Origin of the sequence: Dyadobacter jiangsuensis (assembly GCF_003014695.1) — a bacterium.
GTDB classification, from domain to species: domain Bacteria; phylum Bacteroidota; class Bacteroidia; order Cytophagales; family Spirosomataceae; genus Dyadobacter; species Dyadobacter jiangsuensis.
Window position 1 is genome coordinate 239,051 of record NZ_PYAS01000014.1, and the last position, 18,652, is coordinate 257,702.

Below are 18,652 nucleotides of genomic sequence, written 5' to 3' on the forward strand. Positions count from 1 at the left end.
GCTGTATTGTGACGTCAATACCGCAAATGAAACTTGGAGAGATCCGGCTTGTGCTTTTTCTCTCTTTTTAGTTCATATTCATACACCAACCGCCCCAGGTTTTTCATGAACGGGTAGCAAACTTCCTTGTATTCATAGCGATCGTCATTGTAAACACCATCCTCATTGGACTGCACTACAGCGCTTAACATAAACTCTACATCATTCTCAAAATCAACAATATAGGCATTATCAATAATGAAGCCATACGAATCGCCATACTTGTTGAAGATCCTCATTCCCTTTTGGGGAGCGGCTTCTTTGTCGGCTCCGCAGAAGAGAAATTTCGCATAGAGCGGCCAGTATTCCGAAGGATCATAGCGAGGGAAGTCGCTTTCGTTCGGCAGCTTGCTCATGTAAGTGTAAATCAACTTGTAATCATCTTTTGCCAAATGAAAGCGTTCATTCTCGGGAAAAACCTCCGGGAAAAGCAGCTTTTTCATCACCGCCTGCTGATCAGTCAGGCTGAATGCATTTTTAATAGCCATATTGAACGGCTTCTCCACCAGTCGGTCGGAGCTATCCAGGTAGGCACGGCCCATGGAAGTGTTGGTCAGATTCAAAGGGTAATTTTTGGGATCAAACTGCCCCGGCTGACTGTAAAGCAGTTTATTGCCGTCATAAAAACTGACCGGGTTTGTATGCCTGGAAGTTTCCTCCGTGTCTTTTACCGCGTACCGGTTAAGAATGCGGCTCGTGCTCAGGCCATGGATTCGTAACCGCTCATTAATCTCCGCCCGGCCGATCCATTCGTAAAGGCGGTTATAGGCATCGTTGTCGCTGACGAGCAGTATCTTTTTGACATAATGTTCCAGAGAAGGCAACCCGTTCGGAGCGCTGCTATCGCGGTCGACGCGTGTCTGCTTCGTAAAGTCTGCCCCGGTAATCATGGCGCTCTTGCGGCTCAGGCCATTAATTTTCAATTCATTGAGTTTTTCCAGTGCGAAAATCACAGTCGGCAACTTTACCGTACTTGCCGGGAAAAAGTAATGCAGGTCGTCGAGATTGTAACTGTAACTTTTGAAATGCGGGACATTGTTCGCGTCCCGGTCTATCTGCGTGTAAAGAATCTGAACCTGATTCTTCTGGGGATGACTCAGGATTTTGCCAAACAGTTCGGGGCGGTTTCGCATCAGCCCTTCCAGTAAAACCGTATCCGGCCTCTGCGCCAACGCAGCACAACCTGGCAAAATCAAAACCACCAAGAGTAAAAATCTGAACATACAAGCAGCTATTACAGATTACACCAGCTCCCATCCCCCCTTTCCTCCATCCTCCCTTTCCCCCCCTTCACTCATTCATCCCAATCATCCACATACGATCCCTCCTCCGTTTTAGTCGAATGCTCCACCGCCTCATTGATTTCCTTCATTTCAGCTGCGGTGAGGTTTCGCCACTTGCCGACAGGCAGGTCGTTCAATGCCACATTCATGATCCGGACGCGTTTCAGTTTCGTTACATTATAGCCCAGGTACTCGCACATACGGCGGATCTGGCGGTTCAAACCTTGCGTGAGTATGATGGTAAACACGAAAGTACTCTCCTTACGCACGAAACATTTTTTGGTAACAATCCCCAGAATAGGCACTCCCGATGACATTTTATGGATGAAATCAGGCGTAATGGGTTTGTTTACCGTCACCACGTACTCCTTCTCGTGGTTATTCCCAGCGCGAAGGATTTTGTTCACGATATCGCCGTCGCTGGTAAGGAATATCAAACCTTCCGAAGGCTTGTCGAGCCGACCGATCGGGAAAATACGTTCCTTATGACGGATGTAATCGATGATATTCCCCTTAATATGGCGCTCGGTGGTACAGGTAATGCCCACGGGCTTGTTGAATGCAATATAAACACCCGCTTTTTTGGCTTTGAGCGGCTTCCCGTCGACGCGTACGTCGTCGCTTTCTGTGGCTTTGTCACCCAAAACCGCCTTCCGGCCGTTGAGTGTCACGCGGCCTTGTTCCACGAGTTTGTCGGCCTCACGCCGCGAACAAAACCCGGTTTCACTGATAAACTTATTGATCCTGACTGGCTCCAATGCTTTCTATACTTTTTCCAATGCCGTAACCGGCGTATCCAACGGCAAATTAATTCAAATCACAAAAAAAATGTGGTTACATATAAAGATTCGGGCGTTTTTACCCTTTACCTCTTCAATGCCTATTATATCAGATCACAAAATAGAACAAATTGCCGGTCTATGAAAAATCGCCTTTTATTAAGTCAACTCTTCTTCTGGATAACCATTCTTGCTCTCCATGCACAACCTGCGCGCAGGCCCGTGGAAGTGATCGTCACCGCCGACCGCGACGACTGGACCTACAAGCCCGGAGAGAAAGTACAATTCATCATCAGCGTGCTGCGCAACGGCAACCCGGTCAAAAATGCGCAAGTGCGTTATGAAATAGGTTTAGAAAAACTAGACCCAACCATTAAAGAAACCAAAACCGCCGCCAATGGCACATTGACCGTGGACGGCGGCACACTCAAAACCCCGGGCTTCCTGCGCTGCATTGCCTGGGCGACCGTCGACGGCGTGGAGTTCCGAGGCCTGGCTACCGCTGGTTTCGACCCATCGAAAATACAACCGACTGTTGCCAATCCGGAAGATTTTGACACGTTCTGGGATAATGCCAAGAAGGAACTGGCCGCGGTGCCGATGGATGCCAAAATGACGTTGCTACCTGATCGTTGCACCGAAAAAACGAATGTTTATCACCTGAGTTTACAAAACAATCGTCCGGGCGTACGCGTGTACGGCATTTTGAGTGTTCCAAAAAAAGAAGGTAAATACCCTGCGCTGCTCCGCGTGCCCGGTGCCGGTGTACGCGCTTACTATGGTGACGTGGTTACTGCCGATAAAGAAATTATAACGCTAGAAATCGGTATTCACGGCATTCCGGTGATCATGGACCCGTCTGTTTACCTCGATATGGGCCAGGGCGTATTGAATGGCTATCCGGCTTATAATCTGGATGATAAGGATAAATTCTACTACAAACGCGTGTACCTCGGCTGTGTGCGCGCGAATGATTTCCTCACCAGCCTGCCGCAGTACGACGGCAAAAACCTGGCTGTAACCGGCGGTAGCCAGGGCGGCGCATTGTCGATCATCACCGCAGGCCTCGACCCACGTGTAAAATGGCTCGGGGCATTTTACCCTGCGTTGAGCGACGTCACAGGCTATTTGCACGGCCGTGCGGGCGGATGGCCGCATTATTTTGACAAAAACGGGGTCAAAACAAACAATACGAAGGAAAAACTCAACACAGTTTCGTATTACGACGTGGTCAATTTCGCGCGACGCGTAAAAGCGCCGGGGCTCTATATGTGGGGTTTCAATGACGAAACCTGCCCTCCTACTTCCATGTACGCCGCCTATAACGTGACCACCGCTCCCAAAGAACTTAAATTGTATCTCGACACCGGCCACTGGACCTATTCCGACGAACGCGACGCGATGAACAACTGGCTGGTAGATAAGCTAAAAGGCAAGTAATTTCAACAAAACCGGAACATACATTTATGGATCGCAGAACATTTATTGAAAAGTCGGCACTGGCGGGTGCGGCATTCTCCTCGCTTCCGCTGCTGGCAGCATTGAAACGGGCGTCACCGTACCGCACAGCGCTCATCGGCGCAGGCTGGTGGGGCACGAATATCCTTCGCTGCGCCATCCAGGCAGGCGAATCGAAACTGGTCGCTTTGTGTGATGTCGACCAGAACCAGCTGAAAATCTGCTCCGAAGTTTTCTCCAAACTCACGCCGGACAAGCCGAAACTGTACAAAGATTATCGCGAAATGCTGGCCAAAGAAAAGCCGGAAATCGTAATCGTGGCTACGCCCGATCACTGGCACGCGCTGTGCTGCATTGCCGCCATCGAGTCCGGCGCACACGTTTATGTCGAAAAACCCATTTCACATACCATTAAGGAAGGCCGGGCAATGGTGAATGCCACGCGCAAGCACGGGCGCATCGTGCAGGTGGGTACGCACAGGCGCGTGTCCCCGCATAACGTGTCGGGTATGGAGTTCCTGAAATCGGGTAAGGCCGGCAAGATTGGGATGGCGCGGGCGTTCGTGCATTACGGAGGCGGCCCGGGCCAGAAAACGCCCGACGCCGAACCGCCGCAAGGCCTCGATTGGGATTTCTATTGTGGCCCGGCTCCGCTCGTTCCTTATAATAAAACCATTCACCCGAAAGGTTTCCGGAATTACCTCAATTTTGCCAATGGTACGCTCGGCGACTGGGGTATTCACTGGCTGGACCAGGTGCTTTGGTGGTCGGAGCAGAAATATCCGAAGAAGGTTTACTCTACCGGAGGTCGGGCTATCCGCCAGGACAATACCGACGCCCCCGATCACCAGGTAGCCGTTTATGATTTTGACGGATTCACACTGGAATGGGAGCACCGCAATTTTGCCGCCAACAATGCCGAAAAAACGCATCCAAATCAGGCCGTAGGCGTGTATTTTTATGGAACCGAGGGCACATTTCACATGGGCTGGCTCGACGGCTGGACCTTCTACCCGACCAATCCGAACAAACCGGTGATCCATCAGGACGCACAGCTCAACAAACCCGACGACCAGAATATCCAGCAGCTCTGGGCCAACTTCCTGGAATCCATTAAAAGCAACAAACCGCCGGTTTGCGAAATTGAAGTGGGACAGCGCTCCACGAATGTGGCGTTGTTGGGGATGCTTTCCTACAAATTGGGAAGGAGCATTATTTGGGATGGTGAGAAAGAAATCATTCCCGGCGACGAGGAAGCGAACAAGTTACTGAGCCGGAATTATCGCGGCGAGTGGAAGTATCCGGAGGTGTAAAAGCGGTCATTTGTGGTCAGGTGTTGTCATGTGTTGTCATGTGTTGTCATTTATGGTCAGGGACCGTCATTTGGATAAATCTCTCACTATTTTGACAATACTTGACTACAAATGACTATTCCTGACAACACCTGACCACAAATGACTATTCCTGACAACACCTGACCACAAATGACTATCAATCAATCTTCACGACTTCCGCGGGGATGTTATACTGATCAACCGCCTCCCGCGCGAAGCGTACGTGCCCGCGTGGAGCCATCAGGTACAGCTTCGCACCTTTCATTCCTGCTAATTCGCTGAGCAGCTTCCATTTGGAAATATGACCACGCATCTGGTCGGTTTTAATACAAACTTCCAGATAATGCCTGTTGAACATATTCACACCTGTCACGTCGGGCGTAAAACGGGTGTTATCGGCCGCCCTTTCGTAGGATTTGGGCGTTTCATACCCTTCCATATTAGCCTGGATTTCCTTGAACCCGTGCGATTTTGCCCACTTTACCACAAGCGGGATGAATGCTTCTTTTTCCATAATGAAATGAATAATTTTCTGCTCTAAAACCAGCAGTTTATACAATACAAATCTTGACTGAGCAGAGGGGATATAACAGGAGCGATATTCCCGGTGGAGCAGGATCTTGAAGAAAGATAGCCAATTTTCCGCAAAACCGCAAATTTCACGCAAGCGCCATCAGTCATCCAGTTCATCCCTGAAATTATTGTAAGCCGAAAGCAATTCGCGATGTGTTTTGGTATTCTGTTGAACCAGCGCCAGTTCCACACCCTTCTTGTAAATTCCATCAGCCTTTTCCACTTTTTCCAATGCAGCAAAAAATGCGCCAGCATGGTAATAAGTGGGCAGATATTCCGGGTGTTTTTCGAGGAGAAGGTCGAAAAACCGTTCCGCTTCCCTCAGATCTGACTTGGAATACTCGATCGCGAGCGCGTAGGCATTGAACGGATCAGCCGGGTCTTCTTCGTAAAAAGCGATCAAATTGGCTAGTAAGGAGTTATTCATCGATATTATTATGCTTGCATACTATTTACTTTTCCCTTAATTTGCCCGGGCAAAGTTATTCTCATCAAACGTAAAGATAAGTAACCATACCATCATGAAAATACTCGTTTGTATAACTAATGTCCCCGATACAACAGCCAAGATAAGCTTCACCGACAACGACACCAAACTAAACAAGAACGGTGTGCAGTTCATCATCGGTCCTTACGACGACTACGCGCTCGCTCGTGGTGTAGAGCTGAAAGAGCAATCCGGCGGCACCCTGACCGTCCTGCATGTGGGCGAAGCCGACGCCGAGCCGCAGATTCGCAAAGCGCTCGCAATCGGCGCCGACGATGCCATCCGCGTGAATGCCGATCCGCAGGACTCGTATTTCGTGGCGGCGCAAATCGCGCACATTGCCAGCCAAAACAGCTACGACCTCATTCTGATGGGCCGCGAATCGATCGATTACAACAGCGGCGTAGTGCACGGGCTGGTTGGCGAAATGCTGGGTATTCCCTCCTACTCCCCGGTCATGAAGCTCGATCTGGAAGGCGGCAATGCAACAATTACCCGTGAAATCGACGGCGGAAAAGAAGTGCTCAAAGCACCGCTGCCCCTGGTTTTAGGTTGCCAGGAACCGATCGCCGAATGGAAAATCCCGAATATGCGGGGCATTATGACTGCCCGTACCAAGCCATTGAATGTGGTAGAACCGGTTTCCGTGGACGATATGACCGTGCCGCAAACTTACCGGTTGCCCGCTCCGAAGGGTGCCTGCAAAATGATTCCGGCCAGCGAAGCGGAAACGCTCATTAAACTGCTGCAAACAGTAGCAAAAGTCCTGTAACGCGCGGCTAATCTTTCACATCCAAACGAACACGATCATGTCAGTCCTTATATATGTAGAACTCGATAACGGTTACATCAAGAAAACTTCCCTGGAAGCCGTGGCTTACGGCGCCAAAGTGGCGGAAAAAACCGGCGGCCAGGCCGTGGTGCTGGCGCTGGGCAAGGCGGAAAATGCCGAGCTGGAAAAAGCGGGCAAATATGGTGCAACCAAAGTGCTCCACGGAGCCGACGCCAAACTGGAACACGAAAACAGCCTCGCCTACGCGGACGCACTGGTGCAGGCAGCTGCGCAGGAAGGCAGCAAAGTCATTATCCTTTCCAAATCCGGCCTCGGCGATGCCATGGCAGCCCGTGCAGCCGCGAAGCTGAAAGCAGGTATCGTGTCCGGCGTGACCGCATTGCCTGAAACCGAAGGTGGTTTTAAAGTGACGCGGAGCATTTTTACCGGCAAAGCATTCGCTACGACGGAAATCAAGTCGGATATTAAGGTACTCGTCGTTCGCAAGAATGCGGTGGAAATCGACGAGGCTAACCTGACCGGCAGTAACGCAGCTGTGGAAGCATTCCAACCTGCATTGCGCGACAGCGATTTCACGGCGAGTGTCTTAAGTGTCGAGAAAGCAGATTCCGAACTATCCCTTACCGAGGCGGAGATCATCGTTTCCGGCGGACGCGGTATGAAAGGTCCCGAGCATTGGCAGCCGCTGATTGACCTCGCCAAAGCATTGGGCGCTGCAACCGGCTGTTCCAAACCTGTTTCCGATCTTGACTGGCGCCCGCACCACGAGCACATCGGGCAAACAGGCATTAAGGTGGCTCCGGCCCTGTACATCGCCTGCGGCATTTCGGGCGCAATCCAGCACCTCGCGGGTGTGAACGGTTCCAAATGCATTGTCGTAATCAACAAAGATCCGGAAGCACCATTCTTCAAAGCAGCCGACTACGGCATTGTGGGCGACGTTTTTGAAATATTGCCCAAACTGACGGAGGCTGCAAAAAGCCTCAAATAGTGGTTTTAAGGCTCTTTTTTCAAATTACTTGAAATAACAGTCTGCAAAAAAAGGGCTTAAAATCAGTTGATTAACTTATTTTAATTTTTGCCCTGCCGACAGGCGCCCAATCTTAACCCTTACAGCATTTTTTTATGCAGTAAGGGTTATTTATTTTTGCACCTTTGATCCCGCCAATGGCGCTTTTCAAACAGGAACACTTTACAGGGTTTACTTGTTAATTCGTTGAAAATCAAGAATCAGCCCTAAGACCATTCACCACGACTGTTAACCATTTGCGCATTTAATTTAAACGTGAAAAAAATTAAGTTAGAAATTCTGGGGCTTTCACCAAGCCAATCCCAAGCCGGTTCGTTTGCATTGGTACTTGGAGAAGAACTCGGCAACCGCAGGCTGCCTATTATCATTGGCGTATTCGAAGCGCAAGCCATTGCCGTCCAGATTGAAAACATAGTACCCAACCGCCCGATGACGCACGACCTCTTCAAATCGTTCGCCGACGGCATGAATTATACATTGAAGGAAATCGTCATTTCCGACCTCAAAGAGGGCATTTTCTACGCCAAAATAGTTTGTACCGACAACCTTCGCGAAGTGGAGATCGACGCACGCCCGTCGGACGCGATCGCGATAGGCCTCCGTTTCGACATCCCTATTTATACCTACGAAACCATTTTGTCGGAGGCAGGTATTGTTTCCAGCTCCGTGACTGAGGAAGAAGATGAGGACGAGGACGCCGTTCGCGAAACCATCCGACCTTCCGGCTCAAAGGACTCGCTCCGCGACCTTACCTACGACGAGCTGCAACGTATGCTCGACGACGCCCTTTCCAAAGAGGATTACGAGAAGGCTGCCAAGATCCGCGACGAAATGGGAAGACGGAACTAAAACTGTCATTATCGTTAAAAATAGTTAAGGATTGTCCCCAAAAGGGCTGTTTTGAAATTTTAATCCTTATTTTTGCCCGGGTCGTATTCCAGAAAACAGAACCTACGACGAGCGAAATCCTACGCTGTTATGCCTAAAAAAAAGAAGATCGGGAGTTACCCCAACGCAATGATCGTCATGAGCCTTACGGCTGCATTGTTTCTGATCGGTTTTTGCGGACTCCTGGTGATCCAATCCAAAAAGCTGGTTTCCATCATTCGCCAGAACATCGAAGTGCGGGTGTTCGTTGACAAACAAGTTTCCAAAGCTGGTCAGGATTCGATCCTCAACATTATCCAGGCGAAGCCGTTTGTCCTGAAATCCACCGAAACAAAAGCGATTACCTTCGTTTCAAAAGAAGAAGCCGCCAAGGAATTTATCGAAGGTACCAAAGAAGACTTCGGGTCTTTTCTGGGGGAAAACCCATTGCGCGACAGCTACCGGGTGAAAATCCAGGAAGACTACTTCGAAGAAGCCAAGCTGCAACAGATCAAGAAAGAGCTGGATCAGGTGAAAGGTGTGTACGAGGTGGTGTACCAGGAGGACCTCGCGGACAATATCAACCGCAACGTAACCAAAATCTACATCGTGCTGGCAAGCTTTGCATTAATCATGCTGATTATCATTGTATTGCTGGTTAACAACACCATTAAGCTGGCCATTTACTCGCAGCGCTTCCTGATCCGCAGTATGCAGCTCGTGGGTGCTACCAATGGATTTATCCAGAAACCTTATGTAATGCGCGGCGCCATTCAGGGACTTATTGGCGGCGTTATTGCTGCGATTCTGCTGATCGGCCTGCAACAGCTGGCGATCCGTAATGTGGAAGGACTTGCGCTATTACAGGAATATGACAAGATTGTGATCCTGATCGCTTCTGTGGTGGGTCTCGGTGTGGCGGTCGGTGTAGCGAGCACCTACCAGTCGCTGGCGCGCTACCTGCGTATGGCACTCGACGATCTTTATTGATCCGGCAACTTTTACCGCGGGCGGCCTCGTGCGGCCCGTTCCTCTTATCAGACATTCAAGAACAGTAACCGATAAATAAACGTTATGAGTACTTCAAAAAATGAACTTCCATTTTCATCATCCAATTATGTGATGATGCTGGTCGGTATTGCGGTGATCCTCGCAGGCTTCCTGATCATGACTTTCGATAGCGAAGAGTTTGGTTTCGGCTTTTTAGGCCTGACCCTCGGCCCCGTCATTACCATTGCGGGCTTCATCATCGAGTTCTGGGCGATCCTCCGTAAACCCGCTAATTCATGAGTATCTGGCAGGCGATCATTCTAGCAATTGTTGAAGGAATTACCGAGTTTTTGCCCATCTCTTCTACCGGGCATATGATTATAGCCTCCTCATTCATGGGGATCAGCCATCTGGAATTCACCAAAATGTTCACGGTCAATATCCAGTTCGGGGCTATACTTTCCGTACTCGTACTTTACTGGAAGCGTTTTTTCCAGACTACCGATTTCTATTTCAAACTTTTCGTGGCATTTCTGCCGGCAGCCGTAATAGGCTTCCTGCTGAACGATTTCATCGATGCATTGCTCGAAAACGTGTGGGTAGTGTCGATCTCATTGCTCCTCGGAGGTTTTGTACTGATTTTCATCGATCGCATCGCGAACGATACCCGTGAAAAGGTGATTACCTTTCCTACCGCATTAAAAATCGGCTTTTTCCAATGCATCGCGATGATTCCGGGCGTTTCGCGTTCGGCTTCGACCATTATCGGCGGTATGCTCAATGGCTTGTCGAGGAAACAGGCAGCTGAATTCTCGTTCTTCCTGGCCGTACCTACCATGGCCGCCGCAGGAGGTTATAAGCTTTTGAAAACTTACGATACCATTCAAAAGGAAGATATTCAGACCTTGCTGATCGGCAATGCAGTCGCATTCGTAGTGGCTATGCTGGCGATCAAGTTCTTCATCAGCTTCCTGACGAAATACGGCTTTAAAGTTTTCGGCTACTACCGCATCATCCTCGGCCTGATCCTGCTCGGTTTGCTGGCATCGGGTTATCAGCTGGATGTTGTTTAAAAATTGACGGCCGACGGCCGACCGCTGACCACCGATTATCTTGGCCTTCGGTCTTATCATAGACCATAGCCTAAGGCACTCGGCGGTCAGTCGTCGGCCGTCGGTGGTCAACACTTCAACCATCGGCGGTCGGCCGTCAAAAATTCCCTAATTTGAACCAACAAGAAAACATACCCGACGAAGGCGAGGTCATTTTGATTGACAAGCCGTTGACGTGGACTTCATTTGATGTGGCCAACAAGCTCAAAAGGGCTTGTAAATTCAAGAAAATAGGCCATGCCGGCACGTTGGACCCGCTCGCCACTGGCTTGCTGATCCTTTGCACCGGCAAAAAAACCAAGCAGATCGATAGTTTCCAGGCGCAGGAAAAAGAGTATACCGGCACATTGGTATTAGGCAAAACGACGCCTTCCATTGATCTGGAAAGCGATTTCGATGCCGAATACCCCGTTGGACATATTACACCGGAAGTACTCGAAAATGCGCGGCGACAGCTGACGGGTCATATCGAGCAGATTCCCCCGCTTTTTTCCGCCATTAAAATCGACGGCGTGCGTGCATACAAGCTCGCGCGGCGCGGTGAGGAGGCCGAGATCAAGAAGCGGCCTGTGGAAATCAAGCTGTTCGAAATTGACGCTACCCACTTTCCTTCCATTGATTTTAGGATCATTTGTTCAAAAGGTACTTATATTCGCAGTATGGTTCGCGATTTTGGCGAGCTGGCGGGCAGCGGCGCTTACATGAGCAAGCTGTGCAGGACCAGGATCGGTGATTTCGAACTGAAAGATGCATGGGAGCTGACGGCTTTCATCCATCAGAAACGAGTAGCGTTGAATTTGGAAGTTGACGAATGAACATTTATCATAGCCTGGATTCCTTTCAAAAACTGGAATATGGCGTCGTAACCAGCGGCACTTTTGACGGGGTGCATCTGGGACATCAAAAAATACTGACCCGGCTCAAAGAGATTTCCGGGCAATCGGGTGGCGAATCGGTTGTATTGACCTTCTGGCCGCATCCACGCACGGTGGTGTCGGAAGACAGCCAGGATCTGCAACTGCTTTCCACGATCGAGGAGAAAATAGAGCTTTTTGCAAAACTGGGCATCCAGCACCTGGCCATTATCCCCTTCACGCGTTCCTTTTCCGAGCTCACTTCCGATGCGTTTATCAAACAGATCCTGGTAGAGAAAATCGGGACTAAAAAGCTCGTGATCGGCTACGACCATCGTTTTGGCCGCAACCGGGAAGGTAGTTTCGAATTCTTGCAGAAAAACTGCTCCGAATACGGTTTCGAAGTGGAAGAAATTCCCAGGGAAGATATCGAACACACGGCGATCAGCTCTTCACGTATTCGTAAAGCACTGATTACCGGGCATATCCATGAAGCGAACGAGCTCCTAGGACGCCCCTACTCGCTTTCGGGAACTGTGGTAAAAGGTAAACAACTAGGCCGCACAATCGGCTTCCCGACGGCAAACCTGTACGTGCACGAGCCTTACAAGCTGATCCCGATGAACGGTGTGTACGTGATCCATGCGGTTTACCAGGATCAGGTGTTTAAAGGCATGCTCAACATCGGTGTTCGACCGACTGTGGACGGTACTATCCGCACGATCGAAGCAAACCTGTTCGACTTTGACAAAGAAATTTACGGCGAGGACCTCAAATTGGAATTGCTTCATTATCTTCGTCCGGAGCAGAAGTTCGACGGGCTAGATATGCTCGTCAAACAAATCGGAATCGACAAGGAAAATACCCTTGCCTGGTTCGCCTGACCAACCCGAACTCTTTTACCTACTCATACAGTTTGCTTTTGCGTAAAGCGTGCCTTACCCGGCACGCTTTTATTGTGTCTATACGTAAAATCCGGACCGGAGCTGCTTTCTGTTGCGGGTCCGAATGCCAATCCATTTCCTTATGAAACACTACGACGCTATTGTAATCGGTGCGGGCCAGGCAGGCACGCCGCTTTGCCGCAAACTGGCCGAATCAGGTTTAAAAACAGCATTAATTGAAAAAAGATGGGTCGGCGGTACCTGTGTCAACGACGGCTGCTCCCCTACCAAAGCCATGGTAGCCTCTGCAAAAGCAGCGTGGTCCGCACGCCATAATGAAGTGCTCGGCGTGAGCGTCGGCGGCATTACGATCGATTTCGACGAAATCCTTGGGCGCAAAAACAGCATTGTTCACACAATGCGCAGCAACTCCGAAAAGCGCATTCTGAACACCGCCGGCCTCGACCTGATTTACGGTACCGCCCGATTTACCGGTCGAAAGGAAATTACAGTTTCCTTGAACGACGGTGGAAGCGAAATGCTCACGGCGGACAAGTTCTTTCTTAACACCGGCCTCCAACCCGTCATACCCAACATCGAAGGAATCCATAGCATTCCCTACCTGACCTCAACCACCATCATGGAACTGTCCGAGATCCCCGAGCATTTGCTCATTCTCGGCAGCGGCTACATTGCTTTGGAATTCGGGCAAATGTTTGCACGGTTTGGCAGTAAAGTAACGATCATCGAGCGCGAAAAGAGGATTTTGAAAAAAGAAGACGCCGATATCGCCGAAGAAGTCGTGAAAATACTGGCACAGGAAGATATTGAAATACTCACCCAAACAAACGCTGTTCAATTTGTGCAAAGCGGACATATTATCGCGGTAGGGCTCGAAACCGAGGGACGCAGAAGCCAGCGCTCTTGCACGCACGTGCTCGTAGCCACCGGACGCAGGCCGCAAATGGATGCGCTCGGGCTAGAAACGGCTGGCGTTGAAGTCGATGAAAAAGGATATATCAAAGTAAATGCGCAGCTCGAAACCACGGCAGCGGGCATTTTTGCATTGGGAGATGTGAAGGGAGGCCCCGCTTTTACGCATGTTTCCTATGACGATTACCGGTTGATCATTCAGCAGGTTATTGAGCAAAAACAAATCAGTATTGCGGACCGGCTGGTGCCATATTGCATGTTCATAGACCCGCAGCTCGGCCGTGTGGGCATCACCGAACAGCAAGCGCGGGAAAAAGGGCTGGATATTAAAGTAGCAGTATTGAAAAACGACAGTGTGGCGCGATCGATCGAAACCGGCGACGAGCGGGGCATGATGAAAGCCATTGTGGATGCACGGACCGGCAAAATTCTGGGCGCGGCCGTACTGGCAGAACAAGGCGGCGAGATCGTGACGATCCTCCAAATGGCGATGATCGGCGGGGTTACCTACCAGCAGATCAGAAATGGTGTATTTGCGCATCCTACCTATGCCGAGTCGTTGAACAACCTTTTCATGGGCCTCGATTAGCGGTCGGCTTTTTTGCTTTTTTCGGTAAAAATGGATCGTTTTTCCGCGGATTTACGTACAAAAAGAATATGCAAATTCATTTTGCAGACCTGAACCACGTACCTGTTAGCAAACATCATGATCATTGCCGACCACATCAGCAAGCATTTTAATGGTATTGAGGCTGTTAGGGATGTTTCCTTCCAGGTGAATGAAGGCGAAACCATGGTACTGCTCGGCACAAGCGGCTGCGGCAAAACCACGACACTGAAAATGCTCAACCGGCTGATAGAACCCACTTCCGGCCGTATCGATATTTCGGGCAAAAATATCTCCGAAGAAAACCCGGAAATGCTGCGCAGGTCCATCGGTTATGTTTCTCAAAACAATGGCCTTTTTCCGCATTATACCGTGGCCGAAAACATTGCCGTTGTGCCGAAGCTGCTGAACTGGCAACCCGACGAAATCCGGGAGCATACCACCCGCTGGCTCGAACAGCTGAAACTTCCGGCGCATTTCAAAAACAAATATCCCGCTGAGTTGAGCGGCGGGCAACAGCAGCGGGTAACCATTGCACGTGCATTAATAGCCGACCCGCCGGTATTGCTCCTTGACGAACCCTTCGGCGCGCTTGATCCAGTCACACGCACGAGCGTGCGCAAGGATTTCGCGGAGCTGCCCGCACTGAAACGGAAGACCGTCGTGCTGGTCACGCACGATGTCCAGGAAGCGCTTCAAATGGGCGATCATATTTGCCTGATGGATAAGGGTAGTATCGTTCAGCAAGGCAAACCGGCCGATCTGCTGCTCAGGCCTGTGAACGATTTTGTACACGCCTTCCTCGGCCAGCAGCTCGACGATATTTCCCGCATTTACGAACGCATCAGGGCACAGGGATAATGGAAGAGCAACAGTCGCTTTGGTTTTTTATGGCACAGCAATCGGGTAAACTGTGGAGTCAGACGGTGGCCCATATCGGCCTCACCTGTATTTCACTGCTGATAGCCATTGCCGTCGGATTGCCGCTGGGGATCTTGATCGCCCGGCGTAAAAAAGCCGCGTGGCTGGTACTCGGAATCGCGGGCGTGCTGCAAACCATACCGAGCATCGCATTGCTGGGTTTTATGATTCCGCTCCTCGGTATTGGTGCCTTACCCGCCATTACCGCGCTGTTTCTGTACGCATTATTGCCCATTATCCGAAATACCTACACGGGCATCACGGGCGTCAACCCGGCCATTACCGAATCCGCGCGGGGCATGGGCATGAGCCCGTGGCAGATATTGACGAGTGTGGAACTGCCGCTGGCAATGCCGGTTATCCTGGCGGGTGTTCGCACAGCCACGGTCATTAACGTGGGTGTTGCGACGCTGGCCGCCTACATCGCGGCAGGTGGTTTGGGCGAGTTCATTTTCGGAGGTATTGCTTTGAATAATACGCAAATGATCCTGGCCGGTGCCATTCCGGCTGCATTACTAGCCGTTTTGTTCGACGTCCTGTTGTCATTGCTGCAAAAAACAGGCTTGGAAAGCATGCGCAAAATCTCAATCATATTGCCTGTTCTGCTGCTTTTCCTCTCTTCGTTTTACCTGATCCCTTATACCAAAGGCAAGCTGCTGGCTGGATTTACACCTGAATTCATGGGCCGGGAAGATGGCTATTTAGGGCTAAAATCGAAGTACGGGCTCGATATCCCCACCGTTGTGATCAGCGACGCGGTGATGTACAAAGCTGCATTTGAAGAAAAGCTCGACGTGATCAGCGGATACAGCACCGACGGCCGATTGAAAGCATTCGACCTCGTGACCCTGCATGACGACCAGCATATTTTCCCGCCTTACTATGCCGCGCCGGTGGTACGGAGCCAGGTACTTGGACAATACCCGGAGTTGCAGCCGGTTTTGGAGCAATTATCCGGCTATATCAACGATTCGGTCATGACGGAACTGAACTACCGCGTCGACTACCTCAAACAGGCCCCCGACCGCGTAGCCCATGATTTCCTGGTATCCAAAAACCTCTACCAGCCTCCCCGCAATGGAAGCAAAGGCACCATACGCCTCGGATCGAAGATTTTTGCCGAGCAATACATTCTCATTCAAATGTACAAAGAGCTGATCGAAGGTAATACCGATTTGAAAGCCATTACCAAAACCGGCCTGGGCGGCACAAAAATCTGTTTCGACGCATTGAACAACGCCGAAATCGATATGTATCCCGAGTACACGGGCACAGGCTTGCTTGCGGTCCTCAAACCCCGTGGCGAACAGCTCGCAAAGCTCGGCGGCGACCGTGAAAAAGTTTATGATTATGTCAAAAATGAATTTTTAAAACAATACAAGCTGCAATGGCTCCGGCCTATCGGCTTTAATAATGCTTACGCGCTGATGATGCGTCGCGCGCAGGCACAATCCTTGAATATCCAATCCATCACCGATCTGAAAAACTATGCAACTAATGGAAGCCACCGGCATTAGGGAAGCATTTCACAATGTCAGAAAGCATTCGGAACACATTTGTGCGCCACTGGAAACAGAAGACTACGTACCGCAGCCAGTCGCGTTCGTAAGCCCGCCCAAGTGGCACCTGGCGCATTCGACGTGGTTTTTTGAAACCTTCATCCTCAAACCTAATGTGCCGGGCTATCGTGTTTACGATCCCGATTTCAACTACCTGTTCAACAGCTACTACAACAACGTGGGCGAGCGCACACTCCGCACCGACCGTGGAAATGTGACACGCCCCACCACCAAAGCCGTGTACGCCTACCGCCGGTACGTCGACGAACAAATGGACGCGTTCCTGGAAGAGCTCTCCGACCCGGAAATACTGGCTTTGGTAGAACTTGGCCTGCACCACGAGCAGCAGCACCAGGAGCTTTTGATCACCGACATTAAATACATTCTCGGCCACAACCCGCTCTTTCCCGTTTACCGTGCGGAACAGAATATGGTGGACGGTCGTAACACCGAAACCGGCTTCCTGACCATTCCAGAAGGAATCTACGACATCGGGCACCAGGGCGAAGGTTTTTGTTTCGACAATGAGCTGGGCAGGCACAAAGTGTATCTGCATGCGTTTGAAATTGCCAAAGGACTCGTTACCAACAGCGAATTCATCGAATTCATGGAAGCCGGCGGCTACCAGGATTTCAACCTCTGGCTGGATGAAGGCTGGTCTTGGGTAAATCAAAACCAGGTTTCTGCTCCGATGTACTGGCACCTGACAGACGGTGAATGGCACTATTTTACATTGAACGGCCTGCAAAAAGTTGAACCGGACGCCATTCTGAGCCACATCAGCTTTTTCGAAGCCGCCGCATTTGCACAATGGAAAGGAATGCGGTTACCAACGGAATTTGAATGGGAGATCGCATCCGCCAACCTCGACTGGGGCCAGCGATGGGAATGGACCAACAGCGCGTATCTTCCCTACCCCGGCTTCTCCAAGGCGCCGGGGGCGGTGGGCGAGTACAACGGCAAATTCATGGTGAACCAGATGGTGCTCCGCGGCGCGTCGGTAGCCACTTCGCCGGGGCACGCCCGCAAAACCTACCGTAATTTTTTTCACACACACGAGCGCTGGCAATACACAGGCATCCGGCTGGCGCGATAAATCGAACGTTATGACTGACTTACAAACTTTTGCCAGAGACATCCACAAGGGGTTGTCCGCACCACAGAAGCACATTTCGAGTAAATATTTTTACGACGACATCGGCAGCGGGATTTTCCAGGACATCATGAAAATGCCGGAATACTACCCTACGCCCTGCGAATTCGAAATCCTGTCGCTGCAAGGCGAGAATATCATACAAAAGCTGGCATTCAACAAGCCGTTCCAGATCGTGGAATTCGGCGCGGGGGATGGTATCAAAACACGTCAACTGCTGAAAAAGCTGGTCGAGCGGCAGGTGGATTTTACTTACGTGCCCATCGATATCTCGTCCAAAGCCATTGAGGAGTTGACGGCCAATATGCACGCCCATTTGCCCGGCTTGAAGATCAGCCCGATGATCGGCAACTACTTTTCGATGATGGAGGAACTGGCCGCGTCGGGCGTGCCGAGCCTTTTGCTTTTCCTGGGCGGCAATATCGGCAATTACGAAGCACACGAGGTGAATAGCCTGCTCGCAGATTTCCGCAAATGCATGAACCCGGGCGATTACCTGCTGACCGGCTTCGATCTGCAAAAGAACCCGGCAACTGTACGATGTGCTTACGACGATCCGAAAGGCATTACCAAAGCATTTAATATCAATCTCTTACACCGTATCAACCGGGAGCTTGGCGGAAGTTTCAAAACCAACCAGTTTGATTTCTACTCGCATTACAATCCCGTCAATGGTGAGGTAAGGAGCTACCTGGTAAGCCTGGTACCGCAAAAAGTACACGTCCGGCATACCGACAAGTGCTACGATTTCGACCGTAACGAGCTGATCTGGACCGAGCTTTCCAAAAAATATACCTTATCTGAGATCGAAGAAGTGGCTGCGGCCAACGGTTTCCGGGTGGTGGAGCATTTTCAGGATTGCAAGGCCTATTTTACAGACAGCCTCTGGACATTATAAAAAGGGGCTGACTAAAAAGGCCCGAGTCAATTTGGCTGTAAATAGGCTTTTTGGATTTTTGAGACTGATAGAAGCCTGGTTAAATTAACAAGGGGTCA

At 50.5% G+C, this 18,652-nt stretch carries 19 protein-coding genes; 15 read left to right on the top strand and 4 right to left on the bottom strand.

The features are described 5' to 3' along the window. Positions 1-14: 14 nt before the first annotated feature. The gene (locus tag CLV60_RS26180; protein ID WP_106598352.1) at positions 15-1,262 is read right to left on the bottom strand and encodes a serine hydrolase; all 1,248 of its coding nucleotides are present in this window, start codon (positions 1,260-1,262) and stop codon (positions 15-17) included. Between the two features lie 71 nt (positions 1,263-1,333). Next, the gene (rluF, locus tag CLV60_RS26185) at positions 1,334-2,080 is read right to left on the bottom strand and encodes a 23S rRNA pseudouridine(2604) synthase RluF (protein WP_106598353.1); all 747 of its coding nucleotides are present in this window, start codon (positions 2,078-2,080) and stop codon (positions 1,334-1,336) included. A 162-nt stretch (positions 2,081-2,242) separates the two neighbouring features. On the opposite strand from rluF, the gene CLV60_RS26190 reads away from it, so the two are divergent. Beyond that, the gene (locus CLV60_RS26190) at positions 2,243-3,541 is read left to right on the top strand and encodes an acetylxylan esterase (protein WP_106598354.1); all 1,299 of its coding nucleotides are present in this window, start codon (positions 2,243-2,245) and stop codon (positions 3,539-3,541) included. Between the two features lie 26 nt (positions 3,542-3,567). After that, positions 3,568-4,872 (top strand): Gfo/Idh/MocA family protein, encoded by a 1,305-nt coding sequence (locus CLV60_RS26195; protein ID WP_106598355.1) that lies wholly within the window; start codon positions 3,568-3,570, stop codon positions 4,870-4,872. A 178-nt stretch (positions 4,873-5,050) separates the two neighbouring features. Here the strand turns inward: CLV60_RS26195 and CLV60_RS26200 are convergent, their stop codons facing one another. Continuing rightward, on the bottom strand, positions 5,051-5,407 hold the full coding sequence (locus CLV60_RS26200; RefSeq protein ID WP_106598356.1) for a hypothetical protein: 357 nt from the start codon (positions 5,405-5,407) through the stop codon (positions 5,051-5,053). 159 nt (positions 5,408-5,566) lie between these two features. Beyond that, positions 5,567-5,893, bottom strand: a complete 327-nt coding sequence (locus tag CLV60_RS26205; protein WP_106598357.1) for an enzyme of heme biosynthesis — start codon at positions 5,891-5,893, stop codon at positions 5,567-5,569. 94 nt (positions 5,894-5,987) lie between these two features. On the opposite strand from CLV60_RS26205, the gene CLV60_RS26210 reads away from it, so the two are divergent. From CLV60_RS26210 to CLV60_RS26270, 13 genes are all read left to right on the top strand, one after another. Beyond that, positions 5,988-6,725: an electron transfer flavoprotein subunit beta/FixA family protein gene (locus CLV60_RS26210; protein ID WP_106598358.1), complete on the top strand. Its 738-nt coding sequence runs from the start codon at positions 5,988-5,990 to the stop codon at positions 6,723-6,725. A gap of 37 nt (positions 6,726-6,762) precedes the next feature. Then, positions 6,763-7,737, top strand: a complete 975-nt coding sequence (locus tag CLV60_RS26215; RefSeq protein WP_106598359.1) for an electron transfer flavoprotein subunit alpha/FixB family protein — start codon at positions 6,763-6,765, stop codon at positions 7,735-7,737. A 294-nt stretch (positions 7,738-8,031) separates the two neighbouring features. After that, positions 8,032-8,625 carry a bifunctional nuclease family protein gene (locus CLV60_RS26220; RefSeq protein ID WP_106598360.1) on the top strand — a complete coding sequence of 198 codons (594 nt, stop codon included), beginning with the start codon at positions 8,032-8,034 and terminating at the stop codon, positions 8,623-8,625. A gap of 129 nt (positions 8,626-8,754) precedes the next feature. Beyond that, positions 8,755-9,633 (top strand): cell division protein FtsX, encoded by an 879-nt coding sequence (locus tag CLV60_RS26225; RefSeq protein WP_106598361.1) that lies wholly within the window; start codon positions 8,755-8,757, stop codon positions 9,631-9,633. 84 nt (positions 9,634-9,717) lie between these two features. Beyond that, entirely contained in the window at positions 9,718-9,933 is a 216-nt protein-coding gene (locus CLV60_RS26230) for a DUF3098 domain-containing protein (RefSeq protein WP_106598362.1), read from the top strand. Beyond that, positions 9,930-10,706 (top strand): undecaprenyl-diphosphate phosphatase, encoded by a 777-nt coding sequence (locus tag CLV60_RS26235; RefSeq protein ID WP_106598363.1) that lies wholly within the window; start codon positions 9,930-9,932, stop codon positions 10,704-10,706. The genes CLV60_RS26230 and CLV60_RS26235 overlap by 4 nt, the downstream gene beginning before the upstream one ends. Positions 10,707-10,858: 152 nt before the next feature. Beyond that, the gene (gene truB, locus CLV60_RS26240; protein WP_106598364.1) at positions 10,859-11,560 is read left to right on the top strand and encodes a tRNA pseudouridine(55) synthase TruB; all 702 of its coding nucleotides are present in this window, start codon (positions 10,859-10,861) and stop codon (positions 11,558-11,560) included. After that, entirely contained in the window at positions 11,557-12,483 is a 927-nt protein-coding gene (locus CLV60_RS26245; protein ID WP_106598365.1) for a bifunctional riboflavin kinase/FAD synthetase, read from the top strand. The genes truB and CLV60_RS26245 overlap by 4 nt, the downstream gene beginning before the upstream one ends. A gap of 142 nt (positions 12,484-12,625) precedes the next feature. Continuing rightward, positions 12,626-14,005, top strand: coding sequence for a mercuric reductase (locus tag CLV60_RS26250; RefSeq protein WP_106598377.1), 1,380 nt, complete (start codon positions 12,626-12,628; stop codon positions 14,003-14,005). Between the two features lie 117 nt (positions 14,006-14,122). Continuing rightward, positions 14,123-14,884, top strand: a complete 762-nt coding sequence (locus CLV60_RS26255) for an ATP-binding cassette domain-containing protein (protein ID WP_106598366.1) — start codon at positions 14,123-14,125, stop codon at positions 14,882-14,884. Then, the gene (locus CLV60_RS26260) at positions 14,884-16,461 is read left to right on the top strand and encodes an ABC transporter permease/substrate-binding protein (RefSeq protein ID WP_106598367.1); all 1,578 of its coding nucleotides are present in this window, start codon (positions 14,884-14,886) and stop codon (positions 16,459-16,461) included. Before CLV60_RS26255 ends, CLV60_RS26260 begins: the two co-directional genes overlap by 1 nt. Then, positions 16,442-17,599: an ergothioneine biosynthesis protein EgtB gene (gene egtB / locus CLV60_RS26265; protein WP_106598368.1), complete on the top strand. Its 1,158-nt coding sequence runs from the start codon at positions 16,442-16,444 to the stop codon at positions 17,597-17,599. The genes CLV60_RS26260 and egtB overlap by 20 nt, the downstream gene beginning before the upstream one ends. A gap of 10 nt (positions 17,600-17,609) precedes the next feature. After that, entirely contained in the window at positions 17,610-18,554 is a 945-nt protein-coding gene (locus tag CLV60_RS26270; RefSeq protein ID WP_106598369.1) for an L-histidine N(alpha)-methyltransferase, read from the top strand. Positions 18,555-18,652 lie beyond the last annotated feature (98 nt).